14 protein-coding genes and 5 tRNA genes are annotated in these 15,705 nt (G+C 68.0%); 9 read left to right on the top strand and 10 right to left on the bottom strand.

All coding sequences use genetic code 11. The features are described from left to right. The first annotated feature begins 93 nt into the window (after positions 1 to 93). Genes BOX37_RS02950 through BOX37_RS02940 form a run of 3 tightly spaced genes read left to right on the top strand, consistent with a single transcriptional unit; the run spans position 94 to position 2,707 of the window. Positions 94 to 411 carry a hypothetical protein gene (locus BOX37_RS02950; protein ID WP_156910246.1) on the top strand — a complete coding sequence of 106 codons (318 nt, stop codon included), beginning with the start codon at positions 94 to 96 and terminating at the stop codon, positions 409 to 411. Next, positions 411 to 1,670: a hypothetical protein gene (locus BOX37_RS02945; protein ID WP_071926235.1), complete on the top strand. Its 1,260-nt coding sequence runs from the start codon at positions 411 to 413 to the stop codon at positions 1,668 to 1,670. The genes BOX37_RS02950 and BOX37_RS02945 overlap by 1 nt, the downstream gene beginning before the upstream one ends. 8 nt (positions 1,671 to 1,678) lie before the next feature. Then, entirely contained in the window at positions 1,679 to 2,707 is a 1,029-nt protein-coding gene (locus BOX37_RS02940) for a DUF8176 domain-containing protein (protein ID WP_071926233.1), read from the top strand. A 49-nt stretch (positions 2,708 to 2,756) separates the two neighbouring features. Here the strand turns inward: BOX37_RS02940 and BOX37_RS02935 are convergent. The 5 genes from BOX37_RS02935 to BOX37_RS02915 all read right to left on the bottom strand — a co-directional run bounded on the left by BOX37_RS02935 (position 2,757) and on the right by BOX37_RS02915 (position 3,961). Further along, positions 2,757 to 2,830: transfer RNA gene (locus tag BOX37_RS02935), tRNA-Asp, on the bottom strand. A 55-nt stretch (positions 2,831 to 2,885) separates the two neighbouring features. Beyond that, positions 2,886 to 2,962, bottom strand: a tRNA-Phe gene (locus tag BOX37_RS02930). A gap of 58 nt (positions 2,963 to 3,020) precedes the next feature. Then, positions 3,021 to 3,094, bottom strand: a tRNA-Asp gene (locus tag BOX37_RS02925). Between the two features lie 30 nt (positions 3,095 to 3,124). Continuing rightward, positions 3,125 to 3,197: transfer RNA gene (locus tag BOX37_RS02920), tRNA-Glu, on the bottom strand. Between the two features lie 92 nt (positions 3,198 to 3,289). Further along, on the bottom strand, positions 3,290 to 3,961 hold the full coding sequence (locus BOX37_RS02915) for a TetR family transcriptional regulator (RefSeq protein ID WP_071926232.1): 672 nt from the start codon (positions 3,959 to 3,961) through the stop codon (positions 3,290 to 3,292). A 715-nt stretch (positions 3,962 to 4,676) separates the two neighbouring features. On the opposite strand from BOX37_RS02915, the gene BOX37_RS02910 reads away from it, so the two are divergent. The 3 genes from BOX37_RS02910 (at position 4,677) to BOX37_RS02900 (ending at position 6,669) form a co-directional block, all read left to right on the top strand. Continuing rightward, a tRNA-Lys gene (locus tag BOX37_RS02910) sits at positions 4,677 to 4,749 on the top strand. A gap of 140 nt (positions 4,750 to 4,889) precedes the next feature. Then, positions 4,890 to 5,483 carry a DUF937 domain-containing protein gene (locus tag BOX37_RS02905; RefSeq protein ID WP_071931137.1) on the top strand — a complete coding sequence of 198 codons (594 nt, stop codon included), beginning with the start codon at positions 4,890 to 4,892 and terminating at the stop codon, positions 5,481 to 5,483. Positions 5,484 to 5,712: 229 nt separating this feature from the next. Next, the gene (locus BOX37_RS02900; RefSeq protein ID WP_071926229.1) at positions 5,713 to 6,669 is read left to right on the top strand and encodes an acyl-ACP desaturase; all 957 of its coding nucleotides are present in this window, start codon (positions 5,713 to 5,715) and stop codon (positions 6,667 to 6,669) included. A 58-nt stretch (positions 6,670 to 6,727) separates the two neighbouring features. Here the strand turns inward: BOX37_RS02900 and BOX37_RS02895 are convergent, their stop codons facing one another. After that, positions 6,728 to 7,318 carry a hypothetical protein gene (locus BOX37_RS02895; protein WP_071926227.1) on the bottom strand — a complete coding sequence of 197 codons (591 nt, stop codon included), beginning with the start codon at positions 7,316 to 7,318 and terminating at the stop codon, positions 6,728 to 6,730. A gap of 237 nt (positions 7,319 to 7,555) precedes the next feature. Here BOX37_RS02895 and dusB point away from each other — a divergent pair, with 237 nt between their 5' ends. The 3 genes from dusB (at position 7,556) to phoU (ending at position 11,684) form a co-directional block, all read left to right on the top strand. After that, complete coding sequence (dusB, locus tag BOX37_RS02890; RefSeq protein WP_071931136.1) at positions 7,556 to 8,719, top strand: tRNA dihydrouridine synthase DusB; 1,164 nt, start codon at positions 7,556 to 7,558, stop codon at positions 8,717 to 8,719. Between the two features lie 191 nt (positions 8,720 to 8,910). Further along, a complete protein-coding gene (locus BOX37_RS02885) occupies positions 8,911 to 10,929 on the top strand; it encodes an LCP family protein (protein ID WP_071926226.1) in 2,019 nt (672 codons plus the stop codon). Between the two features lie 89 nt (positions 10,930 to 11,018). Continuing rightward, the gene (gene phoU / locus BOX37_RS02880) at positions 11,019 to 11,684 is read left to right on the top strand and encodes a phosphate signaling complex protein PhoU (RefSeq protein ID WP_071926224.1); all 666 of its coding nucleotides are present in this window, start codon (positions 11,019 to 11,021) and stop codon (positions 11,682 to 11,684) included. A gap of 141 nt (positions 11,685 to 11,825) precedes the next feature. Here the strand turns inward: phoU and pstB are convergent, their stop codons facing one another. From pstB to pstS, 4 genes are all read right to left on the bottom strand, one after another. Next, positions 11,826 to 12,602, bottom strand: coding sequence for a phosphate ABC transporter ATP-binding protein PstB (gene pstB, locus BOX37_RS02875; RefSeq protein ID WP_071926223.1), 777 nt, complete (start codon positions 12,600 to 12,602; stop codon positions 11,826 to 11,828). 19 nt (positions 12,603 to 12,621) lie between these two features. Next, on the bottom strand, positions 12,622 to 13,527 hold the full coding sequence (gene pstA / locus BOX37_RS02870; protein ID WP_071926221.1) for a phosphate ABC transporter permease PstA: 906 nt from the start codon (positions 13,525 to 13,527) through the stop codon (positions 12,622 to 12,624). Continuing rightward, the gene (gene pstC, locus BOX37_RS02865) at positions 13,527 to 14,498 is read right to left on the bottom strand and encodes a phosphate ABC transporter permease subunit PstC (RefSeq protein WP_240505180.1); all 972 of its coding nucleotides are present in this window, start codon (positions 14,496 to 14,498) and stop codon (positions 13,527 to 13,529) included. Before pstC ends, pstA begins: the two co-directional genes overlap by 1 nt. Positions 14,499 to 14,590: 92 nt before the next feature. After that, positions 14,591 to 15,700 carry a phosphate ABC transporter substrate-binding protein PstS gene (gene pstS / locus BOX37_RS02860; protein ID WP_071926217.1) on the bottom strand — a complete coding sequence of 370 codons (1,110 nt, stop codon included), beginning with the start codon at positions 15,698 to 15,700 and terminating at the stop codon, positions 14,591 to 14,593. Between the last annotated feature and the right edge of the window lie 5 nt (positions 15,701 to 15,705).

The raw sequence follows: 15,705 nt of genomic DNA, 5'->3' as shown, positions 1-15,705 counted from the left end.
AAAGAGTCCTGGTCTTCCCCATGAACGCGCCGCGGTGGTTACGCTTTTCCTGCCGGGAGTGAGGGCACTCGCGATCGTGAAGGGGAAGACGTCATGGCAGAAATGTCATTCGACCCGTCAGCGCTCGACGCTTATCAGCGTGCAGCAGCCCGGGTTTCGGAATTACTCGGTACCGCGGCGATCGACACGAACACCGCGGCCGGAGTCGACCTGTCGGGGCTCGGCGTGCTCGGTCGCGAGTTCGCCGCGGCCTGGGCGCAGGCCGCGGGCGAGCACGCGTCGACATTGAGCACGGCGGGCAATCTCGTCACCGCCTACCAGGACATCCTGAACCGCTTCGGCGCCACCGTCACCGGGATCGACACCGGTGTCGCGGACGCGCTGGCCGCGGCCGAGAGCGAGGTGGCCTGATGGCCCGATCACTGGTCACCGAGACCACGCTGAGCACGATCACCCCGGCCGAGGCCGAGGCCAAGATCGCGCCGGTGGTCGCGCTGCTCGAGGTGCCGCTGCTCGAGCTGCGTAAATCGCTCGGCACCAACACCTCCGCCGATCCCGATCCCACGGTCGTCGCCGCGCTGACCTCGGCGTCGAACGCGACCACGGCGACCGAGGACCCACACCGGCTCGGGCTGCACGCCCTCGAGTCGACCGCGACCGCCGCACCCGCGACACCGGCCCTGCGCCGAACCGCCACCGAAGTATCGGCGGCGGCCGATCGCGGCCAACGGCTGAGCACCCTGCTCGGCCAGGCGCATTCGACCCAGGCGAGCGCCGCCGCCAAGGTCGACGCGATCATCGCCGACTTCCGGGCCAAGGCCAAGGCCGCCGCTCCCGCGGTGAACGGCAACAACCTGGACGCGATCGTGGCGCTGGCCGAGGAGGCCATCTCCGAGGCCGTCGGCGTGGTCGGCACTGCCAGCACCGACATGGACCAGTACACCCGCGACACCAGGGGCCTCACCAGCGATCTCGGCGGGACCAACGGCGTCACCGTGCCCGGCGGCGCCACCGAGGTCGCCCCGGGGGTCTACGTGCTCGGCCGGGGTGGCACCGACACCTACGCCGATCTCGGCGCGACGACCACCACCACCGGCGATCCCGCCGCCGACGCGCAGATCGCGCTGCAGAAGGCACTGATCAACGGAGGGGTCTCCCTCGGCACCGCCGCCATCGATGCCGGGGTCCAGTTCGGCACGCACTTGATCGACAAGATCGCCGAGGTCGCGATGCACGGCATCGACGCGGGCGCCGACCTGGCCGCCACCGGGATCGACACGCTCGCCGCGGGTGTCACCGGCGCGGAGAACGGCGCGACCATCCCCGCGGCGACCACACCCGGCACCACCACGCCGCCGGCCACGAACGGCGGCGGCGGACCCTTCGCCGGACTCAGTGGCCCGACCACCGGTGGTGGTGCCTCGACGAAGCCGGAAACTGCGGCTCCGGCCGCTCCGGCGGCCCCGGCGCCCGCCGCTCAGGCACCGAGGGTCGAACCGCCGCAACCGACTCCGAGCCCGCCATTGCAGGCACCCACCCAGCAGCAACCGCCAGCGGTCCAGGGCGGGGTGATTCCCCCCGCGGCCCGCCCGCAGCAGGATCAGGAGACCGAGCGGCCCTCGGCCGCGCCGCGGCACGGTCAGCCGGGAGTCGTCCCGGCGAACGCGTAGGACACGGGATGGACAATCCGTTCGGGGCCTATTTCTCGTCGCCGGACGACGCGTCGCCGTCTCGTCGCCGCCCGCAGGGCAAGCGGCGGCGCAGACGGCGGCGCGAGGCCGAACCGCAGACGATCGGCACGAATCCGGAGATCTGGCCGCCGCCGGAACCGGAGCCCTTCGACAATCGGACACCTCCGCCGCCCACTCCTCCCACACCGGTCTACCGCGGTGCCGACGACGACGGCTTCACCGGCGACTGGAACGACTGGAACGAGGTCACCCCGGCCGCCGAACCCACCCGCGGTGACGATGTCGACTGGAACGACTGGGCCACCAACACCGCCACCGAGCAGAGCGGCGACCGCGTGGAGATGCCGGTGCTGCCGCGCCTCAAGGACTTCGGCGGCGGCGGCCCGATCGCGCGGCGGCCACGCAAGAAATACGACGACGAGCGCTACGACGACAGCGGCAGCCGGACCAAGGCCGCGGCCGCGGTGAAGGGCATCGTCGGCGCACTCGTGTTCGTCGTCGCGCTCGGCCTGGCCGCCAACATCTTCCTCGGGCCCGGTGACGAGGCCGCGCAGGCCAAGCAGGCCGTTGTACCCGGTTCCCGCACAACGGCTTCCACCGCGACCAGTACGCCCCCGCTGCCCGCGCACGCCCTCACCGGCTGCGAGGAGTTCCGCGGCGACTCCATCACCATCAGCGCCGAACGTGGCGACACCGCGACCCCGCAGGGCGCCATCCTCGGCTTCGAATACAGCTACTACGTCGATCGGGACGCGGCCAAGGCACGCACCTACGTCACCGACGACGCCCATGTCGGCGACGAGGCCGCCCTCGCCGCGGGCATCGAGACCTTCCCCCTCGGCGTCAAGTACTGCATCCACATCACCCGCGGCGACTCCGCCGACCCGACCATCTGGCACGTCACCGTCCACCAGCAGTGGCCCGGCGACTCCGCCGTCGAGAAGATCCACCAGACCATGCGCACCACCGAAGTCGTCGACGGCCGCTACCGCATCACCAGCATCGACCACCGCTGACGCGGAAACGCCGAAGTCCCCTCGACCGAATGGTGAGGGGACTTCGCTGCGACCCTGACGGGACTCGAACCCGCGACCTCCGCCGTGACAGGGCGGCGCGCTAACCAACTGCGCCACAGGGCCTTGCTGCATGCTGCTGCCAGCATGCGAAAAGACCAGCCGCAGGGCTGGTCTTTTGTGGTGGCCAGGGCCGGGATCGAACCGGCGACCTTCCGCTTTTCAGGCGGACGCTCGTACCAACTGAGCTACCTGGCCGCAGGCACCCGTACTGAATGCCATACGCGAAGCGCCGGATTGCTCCAGCGCTGACTTGCGACCCTGACGGGACTCGAACCCGCGACCTCCGCCGTGACAGGGCGGCGCGCTAACCAACTGCGCCACAGGGCCTTGCTGTACTGCTACACAGTCCGAGGACTGTACCCCCTACGGGATTCGAACCCGCGCTACCGCCTTGAAAGGGCGGCGTCCTAGGCCGCTAGACGAAGGGGGCTCGTCCCGGATCTCTCCGGACCGGCTTTCAACGTTTCCGTTGGGAGCTCGCATAGCTTATGACAGGTGTGCGCAGTCTGCCAAATCGACTGGTCACACACCCAAACCGAGGTCATCGAGACGGGCTTGGGCGCGCCAGCCGTCGGCGCGGAAGCTCTGGATCCACAGCGGAGTGGCCATCGCCTCGACGATCACCTCGAGCACTTCGGCGAAGCGCGCGCGCAGATCCGCGGCCGAACCGTTGGCGATCGGGTCGACCAGGTAGCGCTGGCCCGCCAGCGCCGCCGACAGAGTGCGGGTGAAGCGATCCGGGTCGGCGTCGGCGCGCAGCTGGCCGTGATCGATCGCGCGCACCGCGAGCACCCGGGTGGCCCGGCCGACGATCCGCCCGCCGCCGTTGCCCGTGTCCCGATGGAAGTCGGGTTCGATCACCAGCCGGTACTCCGCCTGCACGATGGTGTCGTGCTCGAGCCGGAGCGCGATCTCATCGACCATCCCGTGCAGGACGTCGAGCGGACCGAGATCGGTGCGCGCCAGCCAGCGTTCCGCGCAGAGGCGATACCGCTCGACCGCGGTCTCGAGCACCGCGCGCGCCAGATCCTCCTTGGAATCGAAGTGGAAGTACATCGCCCCCTTGGTCGCGCGGGAGCCCTCCAGGATCCGGTTGAGCGATGCCGCGGCATATCCGCTCTTCCCGAACTCGACGGCCGCGGATTTGATGATCGCCGCGCGTGTCCGGCGCGCCCGCTCTTGTTGCCGTGCCATGCTCGAAACGCCTCCGAACCTTCTCGCCGCCATCGATCAACAATCGACCGGTGGCGCGAATAGTGGTTTCAACGTGACCGGTACCCCACCGGCCGGTTGCCCTGCGAGAACCGCCTCCTCCTGCGGCGCCTACCCCTTTGCCGAGAGTTCGCGCACCCTTCACGATCACCCCGGCACTGCGAACTCCCGATGAATTCCGCGACACCGCACTCGGCACCGGCGCGTCGGAATACGCAGCACCGGCGATTGTCCCGAAATTCACCAGGCGATCACCGTACCCGCATTCCAGAGCCGACATGCGGCGAATGAAGCACCTGTCCGAACATCCGGCGCGGTTATCCAACGCAGCAAACGGGGCGCAACCGAAATGGTTTCATCGGCTACGAATTCTCCACTCGCACAGCCCGGTTGACCGGCCGAGGAATCCCCGTCCACGACCGCCGGGATTCGCCGAACGGTCGCGAGACCGGCGCCCGGATCGGACCACCTCATCCGTCACACATCCCTGTTCGTCGAAAGCTGTTGCGATACAACAGTATTCGATACCCGCCCGAAACGGGAAGTGTGAACGATGCTGGGCACCAGCTGTTTACCGGCAATCGCGGACTCCACCGACTTCGTTACCGGGGCGACCAGGGCCGATCCAGTCTGCGACCGCCCCGGTCGAGACGGCTGTTCGGCCCCACGGGGAGGTGTCCGCTAGACTGCCCACCGCGCCCCTTTAGCTCAGTTGGTAGAGCTGGTGACTTTTAATCACTAGGTCGTAGGTTCGAGTCCTACAGGGGGCACCGAGCAGGCCACGTGACCAGCCTCACGTGGCGACGCGCCACCGGCAGACGCCGCCGAAACCCCCGGATTCCGGATCGATTCACCTACCCTGAGCGCGACCCGGGCACTCACCGGGCACGACCTCTATCAGGTGGAGCCGATGACTTCCTTCGATGATTTGCTCTCCCAAGTGCCGATCGCCCAGATCGCCGACTCACTCGGCGTCGACCAGGCGACGGCCACCACCGCAGTACAGGCCGCGCTGCCGACCCTGCTCGGCGGCCTGCAGGCCAATGCGGCCCAACCGCAGGGCGCGGCCTCCCTGCTCGGCGCGCTCGACCACCACGGCGGTCTCGTCGAGGGCTCGGGCTCGGTCGATCTGGGCCAGGTGGACGTGGCCGACGGCGAGAAGATCGTCGACAACGTCTTCGGCGAGGAGAAGAACACGGTGATCAGCGCCCTCGGCGCCACCGAGAGCACCGGCGGCAACGACCTGGTCGCCAAGCTGCTGCCGATCCTGGCCCCGATCGTGCTCGCCTACCTCGCCAAGCAGCTCACCGGTGGCGGCGCGGCCGCACCGGCACCACAGGCACAGCCGCAGTCCTCGGGCGGACTCGGCGATCTGCTGGGCGGCCTGCTCGGCGGCAGCAGCAACAGCGGCGGGATCGGCGGCGCGATCGGCGAGGCGCTGTCGAAGAACGCGGGCGGGGCGTTGGGCAGCGTCCTCGGCGGCCTGCTCGGCGGCAAGCGCTGAAGGTCGCGGCGCGTCACCGCTAACACCGCGCGGCCCGCAGCGATAGTCCCTACGCTGCGGGCCGTACGCCTAGACTCGTCAGCAAGACCTAGCGGCTGATTCCGGCGTTGTGGCGTTGCTCAACTTCGCTGGAAATCCGCTCCGTTGCGTTTCGCATCACACCTACGGTGCCGTAAGGTATGGCCGCATCGCGACGTACGACCGCAAGACGACAGCGAAGGGTTTTTACATGGCAAGGGATCTGACTCAACTCGAACTACTCACCGAGTTGGAGCCGGTTGCCGAAGAAAACGTCAACCGGCACCTGTCACTGGCCAAGGAATGGCATCCGCACGACTACGTCCCGTGGGACGAGGGTCGCAACTTCGCCGCCATGGGCGGCATCGATTGGGATCCCGAGCAGTCCTCGCTCAACGAGGTCGCCAAGGCGGCGATGATCACCAATCTGCTCACCGAGGACAATCTGCCGTCCTATCACCGTGAGATCGCCGAGAACTTCTCCCAGGACGGCGCCTGGGGCACCTGGGTCGGTCGCTGGACCGCCGAGGAGAACCGGCACGGCATCGTGATGCGCGATTACCTGGTCGTCACCCGTGGCGTGGATCCGGTGGCCCTCGAAGAGGCCAGGATGATCCACATGACCAACGGGTTCGCCTCGCCCGCCGAGGTCGACGCGGGCTTCCTGCACTCGGTCGCGTACGTGACCTTCCAGGAACTCGCCACCCGCGTGAGCCACCGCAACACCGGCAAGGTCTGCGACGACCCGATCGCCGATCGCATGCTGCAGCGCGTCGCCGCCGACGAGAACCTGCACATGATCTTCTACCGCAACCTGTGCGGCGCGGCGATGGACCTGTCCCCCGATCAGACGATCGAAGCGATCTCGCTGATCGTGGAGAACTTCCAGATGCCCGGCGCCGGGATGCCGAACTTCCGCCGCAACGGCGTGCTGATGGCCAAGCACGGCATCTACGACCTGCGCCAGCACCTCGAAGAGGTCGTGCAGCCGGTGCTCAAGAAGTGGAACGTCTTCGAGCGCACCGACTTCACCGCCCGCGGTGAGGCCACCCGTGAGCGCCTGGCCGGCTTCCTGGAGAAGCTGAGCCAGGACGTGATCAAGTTCGAGGAGCAGCGCGACCGCAGCCTCGCCCGCGAGGCGAAGAAGCGCGAGATGGCCTCCGTCTAGTTCTCGACGACACGGCGCCGCCCACCGGATTCCGGTGGGCGGCGCTTTCGGCTGCGGGCTACTTGATCGGCAGGGTGCCGTCGGCGCTGCCGACGTCGGTGATCTTCCAGTCCTGGCCCGCGTCGACGGTGATGTTGTAGGTGACCGTGTTGCGCAGGCCGTCGGGGTTCTGCGCATTGGTGGTGCTCACGTCGACGAAGGCGGCCACCTGGTAGGCCGCACCCTCCCGCGACATCACCTTCGCGGTGATCGGGGTCGCCGAGGAGGTCCACTCGAGCGGGATGATGATCTGCTCGAGCTTGGCGCCGGTGGCCTCGAACTTGCCCGAGAGCTCCGGCGAGGTGCCGGCCTTGAGGTTGGCCACCCAGGCGTTGACGTCCTGGTAGTTCAGCGTCGCCGAGCCGACCGCGTAGTCGAGGGCGATCTGCTCGACCTTGGCGTCGTCGGCGGCCTGTGCCTCGGTGTCGGAGATCTGCGAGCGAGCCGAACCGAGCAGCACGCCGAGCACGATGGCGACGATCGCGAGTACCGCGATCGCGGCACCGCCGATCAGCGACGAGACTCGCACCGCGACCGTGCCCTTCTGCGCGGGGGCCGGTTCGGCGGTGGTCTTCGTCAGGTCGGTGGCGTCGTCGGTGGGTTCGGCCATGGGTGGTCTTCTCCGATTGCGTGGGGACAGCGCACCGCCGGAGGCGGCGGTGCCAGCAATCACAGGGTACTGAGCTGGCGACCCCCGACCGCACACCGTCGAGCGGATGCTGCGGCGTTGCTCACCTTTCCACGTCACAATGATGCTGTAACCATGCGATACACGTAAGGGGCGATATCGATCACAGTGACCGGCGGCACCCGGGTGTTTTGGGCCGCGACCTCGTGCGATGAGACAATGGCGTGCGTGACCATCACGATGCCCCAGGCCCCGACGGCGCTGCGGATCGGGCCCTACGCGGTCGATCCGCCAGTTGTGCTCGCACCCATGGCGGGCATCACCAACCAGGCCTTCCGGAAACTGTGCCGAGAGTTCGGCAGCGCCACCTCCATCTACGTCTGCGAGATGATCACCGCCCGGGCGGTGGTCGAGCGCAACGAGAAGACGCTGCACATGATGTCGTTCGACGCCGATGAGCATCCCCGCTCGATGCAGCTCTACGGCGTCGATCCCAAGACCCTCGGCGAGGCGGTGCGCATCATCGTCGGCGAGGGCTGGGCCGACCACATCGACCTCAACCTCGGCTGCCCGGTCCGCAAGGTGACCCGGCTCGGCGGCGGCTCCGCGCTCCCCTACAAGCGCAGGCTGTTCGCCAACATCGTCCGCGAGATGGTCGCGGCGGCCGAACCGGCCGGTGTTCCGGTGACCTTCAAGTTCCGCATCGGCATCGACGACGACCACCACACCTATCTCGACACCGGCCGCATCGCCGAGGCCGAGGGCGCCGCCGCGGTGGCCTTGCACGCGCGCACCGCGGCCCAGCTCTACTCCGGCGCGGCCGACTGGTCGGCCATCGCCCGGCTCAAGGAAGCCGTCACCACCATCCCCGTGCTCGGCAACGGTGACATCTTCACCGCCGAGGACGCCCTGCGGATGATGCGCGAGACCGGCTGTGACGGCGTCGTCGTCGGCCGCGGCTGTCTCGGCCGCCCCTGGCTGTTCGCCGAACTCAGCGCAGCGCTGCGCGGCGAACCGATTCCCGACGGTCCGACGCTGGGCCGGGTCGGTGAGATCCTGGTGCGCCACGCCGCCCTGCTCACCGAGCACGACGGCGAGGACAAGGCCATGCGTGACATCCGCAAGCACATGGCCTGGTATCTGATGGGTTTCCCGGTCGGCTCGCAGCTGCGCCGCAGCTTCGCCACCGTCTCCCGGCTCGCCCAGATCGAGGACCTCGTCGGCCAACTCGACCCGACCGTCCCCTTCCCCACCGACGCGCTCGGCCCGCGCGGGCGCCAGGGCTCGCCGCAGACCAAGGTCGTGCTGCCCGAGGGCTGGCTCGACGACCCGGAGGACGACACCGTCCCCGCCGCCGCCGATGTGATGCACAGCGGCGGCTGAACACCGCGCACAGACCGGGCGCTCCGGCGCCGGTCAGAGCTTCGCAAACAGATCGTCGGCGAATCTACTGTGCACAGGAGTGGCCACTCGTGGCGGAATCGTTATCATTGCGGACATCGTTCGACTCCGATTCGACTCGGCGCCGGACGATGACGCGCATGCTGCGGCAGCTAGAGAAGTGAGGTTCGTTGGTGGGTGACGATCGGCGCGGGCGTACGCCCCGGCCCGGAGGTCGCGCCCCCTGGGAGCGCTATCCGACGGCCGAGCCCACCGAGCAGCCGGAGACCGGATCACGGCGTTCCCGGCACGCGGACTCCGCACAGGACCCCAACGCCGCGCCGCTGACCGTGCAGGACCTGGTCGACCGGGTCGACAGCGAGCGGACCCGACGCGGTCGCCGCACCAAGGGCCCCGAGCCGGACCCTGCCTCCCGCGCCGGCCGCCGCGCCCGCGAGCAGGCCCCGCGCCCCACCCCACGACCCGATGTCGCCCCTCGCGCCGCGGCCTCCCCGGTCGTCGGCGACATCGCGGGCTCGGCCCCCTCGCCCGCCGACCGCACCGCGACGACCGCGCTGCCCGTCAGCGGCCGCGATCCCGATCCGGTCACCGACATCCTGCCCGCGATCACCGACGCCACCGCCCCGCCCCAGCGGGCCAAGCCGGTCAAGACCGCGTCCGCCGCGCCGCCACGGCGCCCCGATGTCGACGGCCGCCGCCGCAAGCAGGCGCGGATGGCGGGCCGGGTCTCGCTCACCTTCATCGCGGTGCTCGCGCTGGTCGTCACCGGCGGCGGCTGGAGTTACCTGCGCGCCACCGGCAATGCCTTCACCCAGGTCTCCGCGCTCGACGGCGACGTGGCGGACGTGCTCGACGGTGACATGCAGCTCGGCGACGAGAACTACCTGATCGTCGGCACCGATACCAGGGCGGGCGCGAATGCCGAGGTGGGAGCGGGCACCGTCGCGGACGCCGAGGGCGCTCGCGCCGACACGGTGATGCTGGTGCACATCCCGCAGAACCGCTCCCGGGTAGTGGTCGTGTCGTTCCCGCGCGATCTCGACGTCACGCGTCCGCAGTGCGCCGGTTGGGACAACGACCAGGCCACCTACACCGACCAGAAGTTCCCCTCGGCGATGGGCGACAAGCTCAACGCGGTGTACGCCCTCGGCGGGCCGCGCTGCCTGGTGGACGTGGTCCGCAAGATGTCGGGCCTCAACATCGGCCACTTCATCGGTATCGACTTCGCCGGTTTCGAGGCGATGGTCGACCAGATCGGCGATGTCGAGGTGTGCTCGACCAAGCCGATCATCGACGGGGTGCTGGGCACCGTGTTGGAGACCTCGGGCAAGCAGCGGGTCGACGGCAAGACGGCACTCAACTATGTGCGCGCGCGACATGTGGTCGGTGAGGAACGCAGCGACTACGACCGAATCAACCGACAGCAGCGCTTCCTCGCCTCGCTGCTGCGCAGCACGCTGTCGAGCCGGGTGCTCTTCGATCCGGGCACGCTCAACGGCTTCATCCAGGAGTTCACCAAACACACCTTCGTCGACCGGGTGACCCCGCAGGACCTGCTGCTGCTCGGCCGTTCACTGCAGAAGATGGACGCGGGCGCGGTCACCTTCTTGACCATCCCGACCGCGGGCACCACCTCCTACGGCAACGAGATCCCGCGCGAGACCGACATCAAGGCCATTTTCCGCGCGATCATCGACGATCAGCCGCTGCCCGGCGAGACCAAGGCCCCCGAAGTGGTGAGCCCGAACTCCAGCCCGCCGACCACACCGCCGACGCAGTACGCGGTATCGCCGAGCACGGTGTCGCTGCTGGTCTCCAATGGCTCGATGCAGTCGGGCGCGGCCTACGCCGCCACGACCAGACTCAGCAACCAGGGCTTCCAGATCTATAGCACCGGCAATTACGCGGGCGGCACCGTCGAGTCGTCGAAGGTCCGCTTCGCGGCTGGTCACGAGGCCGAGGCCGCCACGGTCGCCAGCACCATCCGTGGCGCGAGCCTCGAGCAGGCCGACGAACTCGGCAGCATCGTCGAGGTGGTACTCGGCTCCGACTACGACGGCGTCGTGCGCACCGCGACCGGGATCGGCGAGCCGCTGCCGAACGTGCCGATCGGCGAGCCGCACAGCGCCGGGCCGATCGCGCTGCCCTCGGATCTCGAGCACATGAACGCCGCGGACGACACCTGCCAGTAGCGACCGCTCTGAGCTGCCACGACACTGCCATGTGGCATTAACCCAACGTTGGGTGACAGCGGTCGGAGTACCCACTAGTGTCTGCAATCATGCGTGTCATCTACAACGAGCAAATGGCCGATCTCGCCAACCTCCTGGGCGAGATGGCCGGTCTCGCTGGCCAGGCCATGGAACAGGCCACCCAGTCGCTGCTGCAGGCCGACCTGGCCTTGGCCGAGCAGGTCATCGGTGAGCAGGATCGGATCTCGGTGATGATCGCCGAGGCCGAGGAGAAGGCTTTCGCGCTGCTCGCGCTGCAGGCGCCCGTCGCGGGCGATCTGCGCCAGGTGGTGAGCGCGATCCAGATCGTCAACGACGTGAACCGGATGGGCGCGCTGGCCCTGCATGTCGCCAAGGTCACCCGTCGTCGCCATCCCGCCCACGCCCTGCCCGAATCGGTCAACGGCTACTTCGCCGAGATGGGCCGGATCGCGGTCAGCATGGGCGCCGGCGCCAAGGAGGTGCTCGAGACCCGCGATCCCGAGCGCGCCGCCCAGCTGAACCAGGACGACGAGGCGATGGACGACCTCCACCGCCACCTGTTCACCCTCCTGATGGACCGCGAGTGGCAGTACGGCGTCGCACACGCCGTCGACGTCACCCTGCTGGGCCGCTACTACGAGCGCTTCGCCGACCACGCCGTCGAGATCGGCCGCCGAGTCATCTTCCTGGTGACCGGCGTCCTCCCCGCCGACAAGGATCTCGAAACCAGCTGACCGCTGTTGCGTTCCCCGTGTACGGACCGGCGCGCGGGGAACGTGGTCGGTCCACGGCGTCGGCGAAAGCCGTGGCATCGCAATAGCGAACGGCCCCCGTGCGATATTTCGCACGGGGGCCGTTCGTTGCTCGAGTTGCTGCTAGCCGAAGCGGCCGGAGATGTAGTCCTCGGTGGCGCGCTGGGCCGGGTTGGAGAAGATCTTCTCGGTGTCGTCGATCTCGATGAGCCTGCCGGGCTTGCCCTGGGTCTCGAGATTGAAGAAGCCGGTCTGGTCACTCACGCGTGCGGCCTGCTGCATGTTGTGGGTGACGATGACGATGGTGAACTCTTTCTTGAGTTCGGTGATCAGGTCCTCGATCGCCAGGGTGGAGATCGGGTCCAGCGCCGAACAGGGCTCGTCCATCAGCAGCACGTCGGGCGAGACCGCGATGGCGCGGGCGATGCACAGGCGCTGCTGCTGACCACCGGAGAGGCTGCCGCCGGGCTTGTCGAGCCGGTCCTTGACCTCGTTCCAGAGGTTGGAGCCCTTGAGCGAGCGCTCGGCGACCTCGTCGAGTTCCTTCTTGTTGCGCACACCCTGCAGCTTGAGCCCGGCCACCACGTTGTCCTTGATCGACATGGTGGGGAACGGGTTCGGACGCTGGAACACCATGCCGATGGTGCGTCGCACGCCGACCGGGTCGATCGCCGAACCGTAGATGTCCTCGCCGTCGAGCAGCACCGCGCCCTCGACCCGGGCATTCGGGGTCACCTCGTGCATCCGGTTGAGCGAGCGCAGCACGGTGGACTTACCGCAACCGGAGGGACCGATGAAGGCGGTGACACTGCGCGGCAGGACGGTCAGGTCCACGTCCGACACGGCGTGGAAGCTGCCGTAATAGATGTTGAGATCTTTGACGTCGATCCGCTTGGCCATGGGAGTCTTCCGTTCGCTTCTATCGGTTCCGGGTGAGCAGCTTGTTGACGCCGGCCGCGGCCAGGTACAGCAACGCGATGAGCAGGATCAGGGTGAGCGCCGCACCCCAGACACGTGCGCGGCCCGCGGGCTCCGGGTTGGCCAGCTCTTGGTAGATCATCAGCGGCAGCGAGGCCATGTTGCCGTTGAAGATGTCCTGGTTGATCGACTTCGAGTAGCCGACGAGCACCAGCACGGGCGCGGTCTCACCCATCACGCGAGCCAGCGCGAGCAAGATGCCGCTGATCATGCCGGGAGCGGCGGTCGGGATGACGATCCGCAGGATGGTCTTCCACTTGGGCACACCGAGCGCGTAGGACGCCTCACGCAGTTCGTCGGGCACCAGCTTGAGCATTTCCTCGGTGCTGCGCACGACCACCGGCAGCATCAGCAGCACCAGCGCCAGCGAGACGGCGAAGGAGCTCTGCGGCATGCCGAGGGTGGCGATCCACAGCGCGAAGATGAACAGCGCGGCCACGATCGAGGGCACACCGGCGAGGATGTCGACCATGAAGGTGGTGACCTTGGCCAGTCGGCCACGGCCGTACTCGACCAAGAAGACCGCGGCCATGATGCCCAGCGGCACCGCGATGACCGAGGCGACCGCGGCCTGCACGATGGTGCCGTAGATCGCGTGGTACACACCGCCACCGGACTGATCCGGCAGCACACCCATCTGCGAGAAGAACCACCAGTCGGCCGACACGATCGAGCTGATGCCCTTGGTGATCACCAGGCCGAGCACCCACACCAGCGGGATCAGCGCGATCAGGAAGCAGGCGGTGACCACGCCGGTCGCGGCGTTGTTCTTGATCCGCCGACTCTTGCTGACATGCCGAAACGTCGGCGCCTTGAGCGGCTTGTCGAGGGTCGTTGTGGTGGCCATCAGCCGTTCACCTTTCCGCCGGAAGCCAAGCGGGCCAGCGCGTTGACGACGAAGGTCAGCGCGAAGAGGACGAAGCCGGCGGCGATGTAGGCACCGGTCGGCAACGGCTGACTGAACTCCGCAGCCGCCGAAGCGATCTTGGAGGCGAAGGTGTAGCCACCGTCGAACAGCGACCATTCACCCGGCACGGTCGCGGTACGCAGCACAACGAGCACCGCGATCGTCTCGCCGAGCGCTCGGCCGAGGCCGAGCATGGAACCGGCGATCACGCCGCTGCGCCCGTAGGGAAGGACGGTCATCTGTACGACTTCCCATTTGGTGGCGCCGAGCGCCTGCGCCGCCTCGATATGGGCACGCGGTGTCAGTGCGAACACCTCACGCGACACCGAGGTGATGATCGGCAGGATCATCACCGCGAGCACCACACCGGCGGTGAAGATGGTGCCGCCGCCGCCGATCGAGACATTGCCCTCGGAGAACAGGAAGAACCAGCCGAGGTTGTCGTTGAGGAACTGCTGAACCGGCGAGATCTGCGGCGCCAGCACCAGGAAGCCCCACAGACCGAACACGATCGAGGGCACCGCGGCGAGCAGGTCGACCAGCATCGTGAACGGCTTGCCGAGCCGCGACGGCGCGTAATGGGTCAGGAACAGGGCGATGCCGACACCGATCGGCACCGCGACGACGAGCGCGAACACCGAGCTGAGCACCGTGACCATGAACAGGTCACGGATACCGAAGCGTAGGTTGTCGGCATCGCCGGTGGAGAATTCGGTACTGGTGAAGAAGTTGACCTCGTCAGCCCTGAGCGAGGGAACCGCGCGGATCAGCAGGAACAAGGCGATCAACGCGATGGCCGCGACGATCGTCGCGCCCGCCGCGGTGGCCGCCCACCGAAAGATCGTCTCGGCGTTCAGGCGGCTGACGCGACCCGAGTCCGGGGCCTTGTCGGTTTTCGGTTCGGTCGGCATAGTCGCAGTATCTCCGGCCGCCCGCGGGCTCGTCGAATCCGACGAGCCCGCCGCGGTCACCTCAGGGTGCATGGTCATGGCCTACTAAGCGATCAGGAGATGGCGTCGATCGCGGTGGTCAGCTTGGTCTTGAACTTCTCCGGGATCGCGATGTAGCCGGCGTCTTCCAGGCCTTCCTGACCGTTGGAGAGTGCCGAGGTCAGGAACGCCTTGACGGCGGTCGCGGTCTCGGCGTCGGCGTACTTCGAGCACACGATCTCGTAGGTCGGCATGACGATCGGGTACGCGCCGGTCTCGGTCGGCATGTAGAACGAGCTGACATCGAGGATGAGGTCGTTGCCCTCGCCCATGATCTTGGCGGAGTCGATGGCCTTGCCCGCGGTCTCGCTGGTCAGCGCCACCGGCTCGTCGGACGCGGAGGTGATGATCTCGGCGATCGACAGGTTCTGCGCCTTGGCGAAGGACCACTCGTTGTAGGTGATCGCGTTCGGGGTGTTCTTCACCGCGGCCGAGGTGCCCTCGTTGCCCTTGGCGCCCTCGCCGACGCCACCGTTGAAGGTCTTGCCGCCGCCCTTGCCCCACGCGCCATCGGAGGCGGCGTCGAGGTAGAGCTGGAAGTTGTCGGTGGTGCCCGACTCGTCGGAACGGAAGATCACGGCGATCGGCGCGGCGGGCAGCGCCGCGTCGGGGTTGAGTGCCTTGATCTCAGGGGCGTCCCAGGTGGTGACCGCACCGCTGAAGACCTTGGCGGCGGTCGGGCCGTCGAGGACCAGGTCGGTCACACCGTCGAGGTTGTAGGTGAGCGCGATCGGACCGAAGACCGTCGGCAGGTTCCACGCCGGGCTGTCGCAGCGTTCCTGCGCCTTGGCCGGCTCGTCCTTGCTGGCCTTGAGCGGGGAGTCGGAGCCACCGAAGTCGGTCTGACCACCGATGAACTCGCTGACGCCCGCGCCCGAGCCACTCGAGGTGTAGTTCAGGGTGTGGCCGTCGCAGTTGGCCTCGTAGGCGGCGACGAAGCGCTCCATGGCGTTCTTCTGCGCCGAGGAACCGCTGGCCTTCAGGGCGTCCTTGCCGCCGCACTCGACGGTGGCGTTGGCGGTGAAGCCGTTGTCACTCGCGTTCTCGTCGCTGCCACAGGCGGTCAGGGACAACGCGCCCGCGGCGAAGACGCCGACCAGGGCACTGGTGCGCTTGAAGTTCACTTTTC

Origin of the sequence: Nocardia mangyaensis (genome assembly GCF_001886715.1) — a bacterium.
GTDB lineage: Bacteria > Actinomycetota > Actinomycetes > Mycobacteriales > Mycobacteriaceae > Nocardia > Nocardia mangyaensis.
Note: the sequence above shows the minus strand (reverse complement) of the source record. Positions and strands in the feature narration are given on the sequence as shown.